General features: G+C 58.9%; 13 protein-coding genes. 7 read left to right on the top strand and 6 right to left on the bottom strand.

Annotated elements, in window-relative coordinates:
* Positions 1 to 65: 65 nt before the first annotated feature.
* On the top strand, positions 66 to 1,547 hold the full coding sequence (gene trpE, locus PspS34_RS25390) for an anthranilate synthase component I (protein WP_154861049.1): 1,482 nt from the start codon (positions 66 to 68) through the stop codon (positions 1,545 to 1,547).
* 218 nt (positions 1,548 to 1,765) lie between these two features.
* Here the strand turns inward: trpE and estP are convergent, their stop codons facing one another.
* Positions 1,766 to 3,676: an esterase EstP gene (estP, locus tag PspS34_RS25385; RefSeq protein WP_154861050.1), complete on the bottom strand. Its 1,911-nt coding sequence runs from the start codon at positions 3,674 to 3,676 to the stop codon at positions 1,766 to 1,768.
* Positions 3,677 to 4,084: 408 nt separating this feature from the next.
* Here estP and PspS34_RS25380 point away from each other — a divergent pair, with 408 nt between their 5' ends.
* The 4 genes from PspS34_RS25380 to PspS34_RS25365 all read left to right on the top strand — a co-directional run bounded on the left by PspS34_RS25380 (position 4,085) and on the right by PspS34_RS25365 (position 7,418).
* Positions 4,085 to 4,678, top strand: a complete 594-nt coding sequence (locus tag PspS34_RS25380; RefSeq protein WP_007906885.1) for an aminodeoxychorismate/anthranilate synthase component II — start codon at positions 4,085 to 4,087, stop codon at positions 4,676 to 4,678.
* A 9-nt stretch (positions 4,679 to 4,687) separates the two neighbouring features.
* The gene (gene trpD, locus PspS34_RS25375) at positions 4,688 to 5,737 is read left to right on the top strand and encodes an anthranilate phosphoribosyltransferase (protein WP_154861051.1); all 1,050 of its coding nucleotides are present in this window, start codon (positions 4,688 to 4,690) and stop codon (positions 5,735 to 5,737) included.
* On the top strand, positions 5,734 to 6,570 hold the full coding sequence (gene trpC / locus PspS34_RS25370; RefSeq protein ID WP_090451728.1) for an indole-3-glycerol phosphate synthase TrpC: 837 nt from the start codon (positions 5,734 to 5,736) through the stop codon (positions 6,568 to 6,570). The genes trpD and trpC overlap by 4 nt, the downstream gene beginning before the upstream one ends.
* Positions 6,571 to 6,716: 146 nt before the next feature.
* The gene (locus PspS34_RS25365) at positions 6,717 to 7,418 is read left to right on the top strand and encodes a lipoate--protein ligase family protein (RefSeq protein WP_154861052.1); all 702 of its coding nucleotides are present in this window, start codon (positions 6,717 to 6,719) and stop codon (positions 7,416 to 7,418) included.
* 10 nt (positions 7,419 to 7,428) lie between these two features.
* Here the strand turns inward: PspS34_RS25365 and crp are convergent, their stop codons facing one another.
* Entirely contained in the window at positions 7,429 to 8,073 is a 645-nt protein-coding gene (gene crp / locus PspS34_RS25360; protein ID WP_154861053.1) for a cAMP-activated global transcriptional regulator CRP, read from the bottom strand.
* A gap of 247 nt (positions 8,074 to 8,320) precedes the next feature.
* Here crp and PspS34_RS25355 point away from each other — a divergent pair, with 247 nt between their 5' ends.
* Both PspS34_RS25355 and speD read left to right on the top strand, forming a co-directional pair.
* A complete protein-coding gene (locus PspS34_RS25355; protein ID WP_008061600.1) occupies positions 8,321 to 8,743 on the top strand; it encodes an OsmC family protein in 423 nt (140 codons plus the stop codon).
* 239 nt (positions 8,744 to 8,982) lie between these two features.
* The gene (gene speD / locus PspS34_RS25350) at positions 8,983 to 9,774 is read left to right on the top strand and encodes an adenosylmethionine decarboxylase (protein ID WP_057713089.1); all 792 of its coding nucleotides are present in this window, start codon (positions 8,983 to 8,985) and stop codon (positions 9,772 to 9,774) included.
* Positions 9,775 to 9,952: 178 nt separating this feature from the next.
* Here the strand turns inward: speD and coq7 are convergent, their stop codons facing one another.
* The 4 genes from coq7 to PspS34_RS25330 form a co-directional block, all read right to left on the bottom strand.
* Positions 9,953 to 10,600: a 2-polyprenyl-3-methyl-6-methoxy-1,4-benzoquinone monooxygenase gene (gene coq7, locus PspS34_RS25345; protein ID WP_008051652.1), complete on the bottom strand. Its 648-nt coding sequence runs from the start codon at positions 10,598 to 10,600 to the stop codon at positions 9,953 to 9,955.
* A 210-nt stretch (positions 10,601 to 10,810) separates the two neighbouring features.
* The gene (locus tag PspS34_RS25340; RefSeq protein ID WP_057713090.1) at positions 10,811 to 11,149 is read right to left on the bottom strand and encodes a histidine triad nucleotide-binding protein; all 339 of its coding nucleotides are present in this window, start codon (positions 11,147 to 11,149) and stop codon (positions 10,811 to 10,813) included.
* A gap of 80 nt (positions 11,150 to 11,229) precedes the next feature.
* The gene (locus tag PspS34_RS25335; RefSeq protein ID WP_032829767.1) at positions 11,230 to 12,018 is read right to left on the bottom strand and encodes an SDR family oxidoreductase; all 789 of its coding nucleotides are present in this window, start codon (positions 12,016 to 12,018) and stop codon (positions 11,230 to 11,232) included.
* 61 nt (positions 12,019 to 12,079) lie between these two features.
* The gene (locus PspS34_RS25330) at positions 12,080 to 13,045 is read right to left on the bottom strand and encodes a DUF805 domain-containing protein (protein WP_154861054.1); all 966 of its coding nucleotides are present in this window, start codon (positions 13,043 to 13,045) and stop codon (positions 12,080 to 12,082) included.
* Positions 13,046 to 13,083: the final 38 nt, after the last annotated feature.

Raw genomic sequence — 13,083 nt, 5'->3', positions numbered from 1 at the left:
ATCCTGGCCGGTTTCCGGCGCGTTTGCATACCTGACTGTTCGATCCTCAAGCCACGAGGCACCTCATGATCCGCGAAGAATTCCTGCGTTTGGCCGCTGCCGGCTACAACCGCATCCCGCTTGCCTGCGAAACCCTGGCCGACTTCGACACACCGCTGTCGATCTACCTGAAGCTGGCCGACGAGCCCAATTCCTACTTGCTGGAGTCCGTACAGGGCGGCGAGAAATGGGGCCGTTACTCGATCATCGGCCTGCCGTGCCGTACCGTGCTGCGGGTTCACGATCATCACGTCAGCGTGACCGTCGATGGCGTCGAGACCGAAAGCCACGATGTGGAAGACCCGCTGGCCTTCGTCGAAGCCTTCAAGGCTCGTTACAACGTGCCGACCATTGCCGGCCTGCCGCGCTTCAACGGCGGCCTCGTGGGTTACTTCGGCTATGACTGCGTGCGTTATGTGGAAAAGCGCTTGGGCAAGTGCCCGAACCCGGACCCGCTGGGCGTACCGGACATTCTGCTGATGGTGTCCGACGCCGTGGTGGTGTTCGACAACCTGGCCGGCAAGATGCACGCCATCGTCCTGGCCGACCCGTCCCAGGATGACGCCTTCGAGCAAGGTCAGGCACGCCTGGAAGAGTTGCTGGAAAGACTCCGTCAACCAATCACCCCACGCCGTGGCCTGGACTTCAGCAAGCAACAATCGGCTGACCCGGTGTTCCGCTCCAGTTTCACCCAGGACGATTACGAAAAAGCCGTCGACACCATCAAGGAATACATCCTGGCCGGCGACTGCATGCAGGTCGTTCCGTCTCAGCGCATGTCGATCGATTTCAAGGCGGCGCCGATCGATCTGTATCGCGCGCTACGCTGCTTCAACCCGACGCCCTACATGTACTTCTTCAACTTCGGCGATTTCCACGTCGTCGGCAGTTCGCCGGAAGTACTGGTGCGGGTCGAAGACAACCTGATCACCGTGCGCCCGATTGCCGGTACCCGTCCGCGGGGAGCCAATGAAGAGGCAGACCTGGCGCTGGAAGAAGACCTGCTGTCGGACGACAAGGAAATCGCCGAACACTTGATGCTGATCGACCTCGGTCGAAACGACACCGGTCGCGTATCGGAAATCGGCTCGGTGAAGCTCACCGAGAAAATGGTCATCGAGCGTTATTCCAACGTGATGCACATTGTGTCCAACGTCACCGGGCAACTGAAAGCCGGGCTGACGGCCATGGACGCACTGCGGGCGATTCTGCCGGCAGGCACCTTGTCCGGTGCGCCGAAGATTCGCGCGATGGAAATCATCGACGAACTGGAGCCGGTCAAGCGTGGCGTCTACGGCGGTGCGGTCGGTTACTTTGCCTGGAACGGCAACATGGACACCGCCATTGCGATCCGCACGGCGGTGATCAAGAACGGCGAGCTGCATGTACAGGCCGGTGGCGGCATCGTCGCCGACTCGGTGCCGGCGCTGGAATGGGAAGAGACCCTGAACAAGCGCCGCGCGATGTTCCGCGCCGTTGCCCTGGCCGAACAGACCCCGGAAAGCTGAGTTCACCGCTAACCTTGTGGCGAGGGAGCTTTTGTGGCGAGGGGGCTTGCCCCCGTTCGGCTGCGAAGCAGTCGCAAACGCTGTCGACTCGATAAGGCTGAAAGAATGCAAAGGGTCGCTTTGCGACCCAACGGGGGCAAGCCCCCTCGCCACAAAATGTATTCACTCAAAAAAAACGCGGCGCCTGTGAGGGCGCCGCGTTTTTTATTGCCTGCACATCAGAAGTCCAGCGCAACACCTACGTTGATGCCTTGTTGGGTGAAGTCGTCGTCCTTGCGAATGTTATAGCTGGCGCGCAGTGCCAGGTCCTTGGTGAGGTTGTGGCTCACCCCCAGGTTCACACGTTGCAAGTGACTTTGCGGGGTGTAGCCTTCCAGCGTGAACTGGTTGTTCGGCAGGCTGTTGAGGTTGATGTCCACGTCCTGGGTATCGTCGTTGTACTCACGCTCGATTGCCGCTTCGCCGAACACCTGGGTTTGCGGGGTAATCTGGTATTTGCCCTGCAGGCCAGCGCCCAGGCGCCGGGAAATACGCTCCTGATCGGCAAAGGTCAGCGCCGTGGAATTGTTGCCGTCCTCCGAGTAACCATCGACTTGTACCTTGGAGAAGTCGGCGCTGACAAACGGCGACAGGTGCCAGGGGCTGCTGGCTTGTTGCGCAATGTCGTAACCCACGCGTGCGCTGAAGGCTTCGACGTAGCCGCTGGTATCGCCTTTTTCGCCGCGTTCGTTGACGCCCAGCTGGAATTTACGCTTGAGGCTGTCGTAATCCAGATGCCCGGCCGTCAACGCCGCGTCAGCCCACACACGGTTTTGCTGGTACTGGGCGAATGCCGTGCCCAGGTAAGTGTTGAGCTTGTAGTCGGAGTCGTTGTTGCCGGCTTCGAGTTCCTGATTATAGAAACCGGCGACCAGACCAACACGCCAGGCATCGTCGAGACGATAGCTGCCACCGATGTTCAGGTTGGCGCCGTTGCCGTCGGCGCTTGCCACGCTGTCCTGACCGTCAAAGTCCTGATGCTGTCCGCCGCCGGAAACAATGGCTCGCCATTGGCCGACACCTTGCCAGTTTTCCCAATCGGCCAGCCACTGGTTGCGCAATTCATCCTGATGCGCGCGCACGGTGCCCTGGGCCATTTCCGGCAACAGGGTCAGCTCCCACGGCGCCGCCAGCAGGGAGTACGCGTAATCGGCGATCAGGCGCTGCCCGGCTTCGGTGGGGTGCACCGAGTCGTTGTAGATCAGCTTGGTCGGGTCCGGCGTGGCGCTGTTGATGCCGTAGCGGGCATTCTCGGTGCAACCGCTGCCGCTGAAGCAGGTGGTGATGAGGTTCTGGTCGGTGGCCAGGCCAAACTGTGCCGGGTTGGCGAACGTCTCTTTGAGCAATACCGGAATGTTCAGCGGGATGACTTCGGCATTGATGTTTTGCAGTCGGCTTACCAGTTCAGTGTTGAACTGGGCGCTGAGCTGGGACGTGAACGCTTGCAGCGGGGTGCCGTTGAATGCGGGGGTAAAGCCGATATCGGGTAGCAACCAGACCATGACGTATTTGGCGCCGGCGGTTTGCAGCGTTTGCACGCTGTCGGCCAGGCGGTCGGCGGCAGCACTGGCCTGTGGCAGGCTGGTGACGCGTCCTTGCAGGAAGTCGTTACCGCCACCTGACAGGTAATACAGTGCGTTCGGGTCGGCACGGAAGTTATTGGATGGAAGATAGCCGGCCCGGGTGCGTTCGCCGGTGGCGGAGGTGCTGGTAATCGAATCAAGAATCTGGTCGGTACGGTAGCCGCCTACAGCCCAGTTGTTACCATCGGGCTGGCCGTTGCTGGCGCGTACCGCCGAAGATGATGAAGCGGTCTGGTCCGCCGAGAACCCCAGTTTTCCGCCCAGAATCTGTGTGGAGTTGAGCGAGCGGACTTCGCCGCTGCCATCCAGGTACACCGGCCCCGTCCGGTTGGTGAAGCGCTGCGTCGCCCCGGCAGGCCCGCCCGTGTCGGCAAAGGTCCCTGCATCGTTGAGGCTGTCCCCGAAGACAACGAAATTTGTATAAGGATTAGGTGCGGCGTTCGCCTGGGCGCATGCGATCGCGAGCAAGCATCCTGCGAGCGGTACAAACAACGTCTGTTTGATCATGAGCAAGTCCGTTTATTTATTGTTTTAGTGAACGAAACGACAGTACCAAAAACTTCCGGCCTTTTGCCATCTGTCGCGAAGCCTTTGATAGTTTCGCGGGCAGCACCCCCGGCGATATTGCGCGCTCTGCCCAGCTAAGTTACTGTGCCGGGACGTACGAACGAGACCTTCCCCGTGTTGATCATCAGTAAACTCCTGGATCAAGTCATCAAGGCACACGCCCGCTGGCGTTGGCGCGCCTGAATTCTTTTGCCGGCTTCGCCGGACCTGTACCGCTTTGCCTTCTTTACCTGTTTGAAATGCCGCTTTGCTGGCGCTACACCGGCACCTGACAAAGTGCAGCGCTCTGCGGGTAAATCATTCGAAGGCCATCTTTAAAGTCAGTGAATTCAAGAGGTTCTTAACGCCATGTTGCTGATGATCGATAACTACGACTCCTTTACCTACAACGTTGTGCAGTACTTGGGCGAGCTCGGCTCCCAGGTTAAAGTCGTGCGCAACGATGAACTGACCATCGCTGAAATCGAAGCCCTCAACCCTGAACGCATCGTTGTGTCCCCCGGTCCTTGCACCCCGACCGAAGCCGGCATCTCGATTGAAGCGATCAAGCATTTCGCCGGCAAACTTCCGATTCTTGGCGTCTGCCTCGGCCACCAATCCATCGGCCAGGCTTTTGGCGGTGATGTGGTGCGCGCCCGCCAAGTGATGCATGGTAAGACTAGCCCGGTATTTCACGAGGACAAGGGTGTATTCGAAGGCCTGAATCGTCCGCTGACGGTGACCCGCTATCATTCATTGATCGTCAAGCGCGAAACCCTGCCCGATTGCCTGGAGCTGACCGCCTGGACCCAGCTCGAAGACGGCTCGGTCGACGAGATCATGGGCCTGCGTCACAAGACTCTGAACATCGAAGGCGTGCAGTTCCACCCTGAGTCGATCCTCACCGAACAGGGCCACGAACTGTTCGCCAACTTCCTCAAACAAACCGGCGGCACGCGCTAAGGACTTTTCATGAACATCAAGACAGCCCTGAGCCGTATCGTCGATCACCTCGACCTCAGCACCGATGAAATGCGCGATGTCATGCGCGAGATCATGACCGGGCAATGCTCGGATGCGCAGATTGGCGCGTTCATGATGGCCATGCGCATGAAGAGCGAAAGCATCGACGAAATCGTCGGTGCCGTGTCGGTGATGCGCGAGCTGGCGGACAAGGTCGAACTCAAGACACTCGACGGTGTGGTCGATGTGGTCGGCACCGGCGGTGACGGTGCGAACATCTTCAACGTGTCCACGGCTTCTTCCTTTGTCGTCGCGGCGGCCGGTTGCACCGTGGCCAAGCACGGCAACCGTGCGGTATCGGGCAAGAGCGGCAGTGCCGATCTGCTGGAAGCCGCCGGTATTTATCTGAACCTGACCCCGGTGCAAGTGGCGCGCTGCATAGACAACGTTGGCATCGGTTTCATGTTTGCCCAGACCCACCACAAGGCCATGAAGTACGCCGCCGGTCCGCGCCGCGATCTTGGCCTGCGTACGCTGTTCAACATGCTCGGCCCGCTTACGAATCCGGCCGGTGTGAAACATCAGGTAGTGGGCGTGTTCACTCCGGCGCTGTGCCGGCCATTGGCCGAGGTCTTGCAACGTCTGGGCAGCAAACATGTGCTGGTAGTGCATTCGAAAGATGGTCTGGACGAGTTCAGTCTCGCCGCGCCGACTTTTGTTGCCGAGCTGAACAACAACGAGATCACCGAATATTGGGTCGAGCCGGAAGATCTGGGCATGAAGAGCCAGAGCCTGCACGGTCTGTCGGTTGATGGCCCGGAAGCTTCGCTGGCGCTGATCCGCGACGCATTGGGCAAACGCAAAACCGAGAACGGCCAGAAAGCCGCCGAAATGATTGTGCTCAATGCCGGTGCCGCACTGTACGCGGCCGACCTTGCCAGCAGCCTGAAAGAAGGCGTTGCCTTGGCGCACGATGCGCTGCACACCGGCCTCGCTCGAGAAAAGCTTGAGGAACTGGGTGCATTTACCGCGGTATTCAAAGTGGAGAATGAGGGATGAGTGTACCGACGGTTCTGGAAAAGATTCTGGCGCGCAAGGTTGAGGAAGTCGCCGAGCGTAGCGCTCGCGTCAGCCTCGCCGAGCTGGAAAATCTGGCCAAGGCGGCCGATGCACCCCGAGGTTTTGCCAAGGCGTTGCTGGCCCAGGCCAAGTTGAAGCAACCGGCAGTCATTGCAGAAATCAAGAAAGCCTCGCCGAGCAAAGGCGTGATCCGCGAGAACTTCGTTCCCGCCGACATCGCCAGAAGCTACGAGAAGGGCGGTGCGACCTGCCTGTCGGTGCTCACCGATATCGATTATTTCCAGGGCGCTGATGCCTACCTGCAGCAGGCCCGTGCGGCATGCAACCTGCCGGTGATCCGCAAGGACTTCATGATCGATCCGTACCAGATCGTCGAAGCTCGTGCACTGGGCGCCGATTGCGTGTTGTTGATTGTCTCCGCACTGGATGACGTGAAAATGGCCGAGCTGGCGGCCGTGGCCAAAAGCGTCAATCTCGATGTGCTGGTTGAAGTGCACGATGGCGATGAGCTGGAGCGCGCGTTGAAAACCCTCGACACGCCGTTGGTCGGGGTCAACAACCGTAACCTGCACACCTTCGACGTCAGTCTGGAAACCACTCTCGACCTGTTGCCGCGTATCCCGCGTGATCGTCTGGTGATCACCGAGAGCGGCATCCTCAACCGCGCCGATGTCGAGCTGATGGAAATCAGCGACGTCTACGCGTTCCTGGTCGGTGAAGCCTTCATGCGTGCCGAAAGCCCGGGTACCGAGTTGCAGCGCCTGTTCTTCCCTGAGCGCGGTGTGCCCGTCAGCGGCTCGACCCTCGACTGATTACCCGCAGATCGAGTTGACCTCTTCGCGAGCAAGCCCGCTCCCACACAGGAATTTGCTAATACCAGAAATCCACAGTGGGAGCGGGCTTGCTCGCGAAGGCGGCATAAGATGCACTACAGACTTCATGTCCTACGGAATAGCTTATGACCTCACCTATCCCCCTGACCATCGAAGCTGGCCTGCAAGCCGAGCAGGATCTGTTGGCCTCGGTCTGCGCCGGCGACGCGGAGTTCGGCGTGCTGTTCTGGCAGCCGAGCGATCGGGCGCTGGTCATGCCGCGCCGTTTGAACCGCCTGCCCGGTTTCGAGGCTGCATGTGAAGTGTCGGCGGCGGCAGGTTGGCCGGTGTTGTTGCGTGAAACCGGTGGCGAGCCGGTGCCGCAATCTGCCTCGACCATCAACATCGCACTGGTTTACGCGCCGCCGCGCAGCGAAGGGGATCTGAATCGCATCGAAACCGGTTACCACCGTTTGTGCGATCCGATTTGTCAGTTGCTGGATGAGTTGGGTGGTACTTCGTCCCTGGGTGAAATCGAAGGCGCTTTCTGTGACGGTCGCTTCAACGTCAACCTCGATGGACGCAAAATGGTCGGAACCGCCCAGCGCTGGCGCCAGAGTCAGGGTGGGCAGCGTCCGGTAGGACTGGTGCACGGAGCGATGCTGATCGATAACGAGCGAGCGTCGATGGTCGCCGCGGTCAATCGTTTCAACGAGGCCTGCGGTCTGGAGCAACGGGTACGCGCCGAAAGCCACATCGCGCTGCATGAGAAGTTCGCGGCACCCCATGCACTGGCACGTCTGGACGAACTCTACCGGTTGATGCTGGCGCAGATGTTCAGCGGCTAGGTTTTCGAGCTTATCGCGTACCGAAGACCACCATGGTCTTGCCTTTGACGTCCACCAGGTTGCGTTCTTCCAGATCCTTGAGCACGCGACCGACCATCTCCCGCGAACAACCGACAATCCGCCCGATTTCCTGACGGGTCACCTTGATTTGCATGCCATCGGGGTGCGTCATGGCGTCTGGCTGTTTGCACAGCTCCAGCAGACAGCGGGCGACTCGACCGGTTACATCAAAGAATGCCAGGTCACCGACCTTGCGCGTAGTGTTGCGCAGGCGCTGTGCGATTTGTCCGCTGAGGACGTAAAGAATATCCGGATCCTGCAGGGACAACTCGCGGAATTTCGCGTAGCTGATTTCTGCGACTTCGCATTCAACCTTGGCCCGCACCCAGGCGCTGCGCTCCTGCTCCAGGCCTGCCTGCTCAAACAGACCCAACTCGCCGAAAAAGTCCCCGGGGTTCAGGTAGGAAATGATCATTTCCCGGCCGTCGTCATCTTCGATCAGGATGGTGACTGAGCCTTTGATGATGAAAAACAGCGTTTCCGAGCGGTCGCCGGCACAAATGATGTTGCTCTTGGCCTGATAACGGCGGCGCTGGCAATGCATCAACAGCTTGTCGACGTTCTTGATCTTGGGGTTGGGGGCAATAGCAACCATGGTTGTATCCCGAAAAGACTGCACGGAGTGTTTGGATTTTTGTAGGAACTGGCGAAGTCTGCGATCTTTTTAGTCGCTTCATAGCTGGCCATGCGCCAGCGAATTGGCGTCAGCTTAACAGACACTTCCTGCAATATTCGAGCATTTACCTACAAGGCGGTGGGATATGTCCTAGGACGCCGGGCGCTGGCAATCACGGGGCCTGTGCTAAGCTGGCGACCCTTTTTTATACAGTGGAGTCTTGGCGATGAAGGCACGCATCCAATGGGCTGGCGAAGCCATGTTCCTCGGCGAATCCGGTAGCGGTCATGTCGTGGTCATGGACGGTCCGCCCGATGCCGGCGGACGTAACCTGGGTGTCCGGCCGATGGAAATGTTGCTGCTGGGTGTCGGCGGTTGCAGCAATTTCGATGTGGTCAGCATCCTCAAGAAGTCCCGCCAGGCGGTCGAAAGCTGTGAGGCCTTCCTCGAAGCCGAGCGCGCGACCGAAGATCCAAAGGTGTTCACCAAGATCCACATGCATTTCGTGGTCAAGGGCCGCGGGCTGAAAGAAGCCCAGGTCAAACGTGCCATCGAGCTGTCTGCCGAGAAGTATTGCTCGGCCTCGATCATGCTCGGCGCGGCCGGTGTCGAGATTACTCACGACTACGAAATCATCGAGCTCGGTTGAATCGACATTCAACTATCATAAAAGCAGTGCAGACTCTGGCGATCCCAAGCTGACGTCTGCATAATGCGCCACTTTTTTCAGGGTAGTGGCCCGTCAGCCGACAGGCCTCGCACCCGAACAGACAACCAAAATCGCCATCGCGAAGAGGTGTTAACCGTCCTACGCAGGTGCGTTGTTCGCATCTGACGGGCATGCTTGATCACGCGGCCGGGCCGCAAACACATAGAGAGTTTTTAACGGTGAAAAGCAAACTCAAGCTCCACGGGTTCAATAACCTGACAAAGACCTTGAGCTTCAACATCTATGACATCTGCTACGCGGAAACTCCGCAAGACCAGCAGGCTTACGTCGAGTACATCAATAAAGAGTACAACGCGAAACGTCTGACGCAGATCCTCACGGAAGTTGTCGATATCATTGGTGCCAACATCCTGAACATTGCCAGTCAGGACTATGAGCCACAGGGCGCCAGCGTCACGATTCTGATTTCTGAAGAACCGGTGACCCCGACCGATAGCCAGATCGAAGAGTCCCCGGGCCCGTTGCCCGAAATCATCCTGGCCCACCTCGACAAGAGCCACATCACGGTGCACACGTACCCGGAAATCCATCCGGACGACGGCATTGCAACCTTCCGTGTGGACATCGACGTGTCGACTTGCGGGGTCATTTCACCGCTTAAAGCGCTCAACTTCCTGATTCACCAGTTCGATTCGGACATCGTGACCGTGGATTACCGTGTGCGCGGCTTCACCCGTGACGTTGAAGGCAAAAAACACTTCATCGACCACGAGATCAATTCGATCCAGAACTACCTCTCCGATGACACTTACGACGCGTACCAGATGACCGACGTGAACGTGTACCAGGAAAACCTGTTCCACACCAAGATGCTGCTGAAGAACTTCGAACTGGATAACTACCTGTTCGGCGACGCCACCAGCAACCTGTCCTCTGAGCAGCGCGCCCAGGTGACCGAGCGGGTGAAACACGAAATGCTCGAAATCTTCTACGCGCGCAATATGGCGTAAGATTTTCGGACACAAAAAAGGCGACTCCCTCACGGCAGTCGCCTTTTTTATTCTGGTGCTGGCCCTTGTAGGAGCGAGCTTGCTCGCGATGGACGTTAACGATAACGCGTGTTTTCTGGATAAACGCGTTGCCCTCAGGTTTATCGCGAGCAAGCTCGCTCCTACAAAAAATCTGAAATCAGATCCGATAAGTACTCTTGGTCATCACCTTGGCCATCAGGCTCATCCCGAACTTCACCGGTGCCGGAAAGCGGAACCCGCCAGCATCCAGCGCACTTTCGGCATGTTGTTCTTCATCGATACGCATCTGTTCAAGAATCGCCCGGGATTTTTCATCCTCGGCCGGCAATTGCTCCAGATGTTCGTTCAGGTGTTTGCACACCTGGTCTTCCGTTGCCGCAACGAACCCCAGGCTGACTTTGTCGCTGATCAGGCCGGCCACTGCGCCAATCCCGAACGACATGCCATAAAACAGCGGATTGAGGATGCTGGTGTGGCTACCCAGTTGATGGATGCGTTGTTCGCACCAGACCAGGTGATCGATTTCTTCTTCGGCGGCATGCTCCATCGCAGCACGCACTTGCGGCAGCTTGGCGGTCAGCGCCTGTCCCTGGTACAGCGCCTGGGCGCAGACTTCGCCGGTGTGGTTGATGCGCATCAGGCCGGCAACGTGGCGCGTGTCTTCGTCGCTCATTTTCGCATCCGGCTGCACGATGGCGGGCGACGGACGGTACGGCTGGCCGCTGAAGGGCAGCAGTGTGCGCATCGCGGCATCGGCTTGCAGCAGAAGGCGGTCAATTGGCGAGTAGTGACGTTGGGTTGTCATGCTGACCTCCGGGGGAATTTCGGCGGCCAGTTTAACCCAATCGGCCGGGGAAGGTTTGCGCTGGGTCATTGTGATGCAGAGACTGTGACAGTGTCGTGATGCCTTTTGTGGGAGCGGGCTTGCTCGCGAAGAGGGTCTGACATTCAGCATCCATGCTGGCTGATACTTCGTCTTCGCGAGCAATCCCGCTCCCACAGGGGGAAGCAGTAATCAGCCCGGCGGCCAGTGCATCTGGCGCTGACCCAGTACGTGCATATGTATGTGATAGACAGTTTGCCCACCCAGTTCATTGCAGTTCATGACGACGCGGAAGCCGTCTTCGCAACCCAGTTCCTTTGCCAGGCGCTGGGCGGTGAACAGGATGTGCCCCGCCAATGTCTTGTCGTCCTCGGTCAGGTCGTTCAGGGTGCGAACGGGTTTCTTCGGGACCACCAGGAAATGTACCGGTGCCTGTGGGGCAATGTCGTGGAAGGCCAGAACCTGGTCGTCCTCGTAAATGATCTTCGCCGGGATTTCCCGGTTGATGATCTTGGTGAACAGAGTATCCACAGCTGTTTTCTCCGTTGTTTGGGCTGGCCTGAGTGTACTCATGGCGTATGCCTGCGCCCAGCCTTTTACCTTGGGTTGGATCAGCGCGGGCAGTAGGCCTTGTTGACCATGCCGGCGATTGTGCGAGTCAGCCACCGCGAGCCAAGCCGCGGCAGGAAGGCGAACCAGCGGTTGCGCCGCCCGGGAATGATGATCGCCTTGTTTTTTTCCAGTGCGCGCACAGTGTAGAGCGCCACTTCCTCGGGGCTCATCAGCAGTTTGCTGTTGGTCAGCTTTTCGCTGTCGAGTTGCGCGGTACGGAAAAACGCCGTGCGGGTCGGCCCGGGGCAGAGCACCGAAACCTTGATCGCACATTTTTTCAGTTCGACGCGCAATCCTTCGGAAAAGTGCAGCACATACGCCTTGCTGGCGTAATAGGTGCTCATCCACGGCCCCGGCTGAAACGCCGCCACAGAGGCCACATTCAGAATCTGCCCGCCGCCTTGCAGGGCCATGCTGTTGCCGATGGCATGGCACAGGCGGGTGAGGGCGAGGATGTTCACTTCGATCAGGTCTTGCTCGGTCATCCAGTCCTGGGCCAGAAACGGGCCGCATGTGCCGATACCGGCGCAGTTGACCAGCAGATCGATTTGCCGGTCGCCTTCTTCCAGCTCCAGCAGGAATCCGGACAGGCGCAGCGGTTCGCCCAGGTCGCAGGCACGGAACAGCACTTCCACGCCGAACCGTTGGGTCAGTTCAATCGCAATACTTTCCAGCTGATCACGTTGTCGGGCCACCAGAATCAGGCTGCGGCCGCGCCGGGCCAGCGCTTCGGCCATTGCCAGGCCGATGCCGCTGGAGGCGCCAGTGATCAGAGCGTAACGGGTCATGCAGTTCTCCATCGCAACAGCTCCGCGCCGCGACGCAGGTGTCAGGGGCCAGGAGCGCTGTTCATTCTTTCGCAGAGTCTACAGGGGGCTGGGCCTCTTCGGCTGCATCGTCGGAGGAATTTGGCACCGGTTCGACCTCGACTTCGATTTCATCGGTGGTGACCGAACTGCTGTCGTAGCTGCTCTGGGCGGCGCTTTTGTATTCTTCCCGTATCGCCGTGAGACCACCGGCCAGCGAGCCGAACAGAACCAGCGCGATAACGATCAGCCACAGCGAAGACAGTACCTTGACTGCGGTACTGTTCGGCGGAGGCGGCGGGCCGTAGCGGTTGGCGGTGTCGTTGCCCGGCACAACCATGATCACGAACGGAAAGAAACTGCCAACGAACGGCACCAGGTTCAGCAGCCACAGCCAGCCGGACCAGCCGACATCGTGCAAACGTTGAACGGTGATCTGGATGCTGACGAATACAAATCCGATGAACAGGATAAAGGCCAGCAAGCTGCCCAATATCAGGCCGGCGGTCGAATCCGCGCCGATGATAGCCAGGGCGACCAAGGCAAACACCCCGCACACGGCCAGGAGCACAGTTGACAGCACCAGCGTCCAGGCGAGGTAGCGCAAGCGGCCGATACGGCCATCGAAACTGAAGGGTTTGAGCGTGGCGAATTCCGCTACGGCTTCGCCGACGGGCGCGCGAGGCGGCGCGTAAGGGGACTGCGGATCTGCAAAAGGCGCCTGGCTGCTGGTCGGAGCATGGTCATGAACGTCGGCGAGGTTCAGCTCGATCGGCGTTTCGGCTTCGATGCGGGCGTCGATACCGGTTTTGCTCAGCGCCTGGAGATAGGTCTGGGCATCGGCGTGCGACAGGTTGCGTTTGAGCGCTACCGGACGCCCGGTGAACAGGCGCTCAATGGCCGTGACATCGCTTTTGAACAAATCGGCGAGATTGAGCTTTGCCGTGGTGATGTCGACACCGGGCAGCAAGGCGCCCTCGAATACGATTTTGAAATGATTTTCGCCCATGTGCGAAGCATCCTTGTCGCGAGAGGTTGAAAGAACAA

Source organism: Pseudomonas sp. S34, assembly GCF_009866745.1.
Classification (GTDB): Bacteria; Pseudomonadota; Gammaproteobacteria; order Pseudomonadales; family Pseudomonadaceae; genus Aquipseudomonas; species Aquipseudomonas jessenii.
The sequence above is the reverse complement of the archived record's forward strand: the minus strand, read 5'-3'. Positions and strand labels throughout refer to the sequence as shown.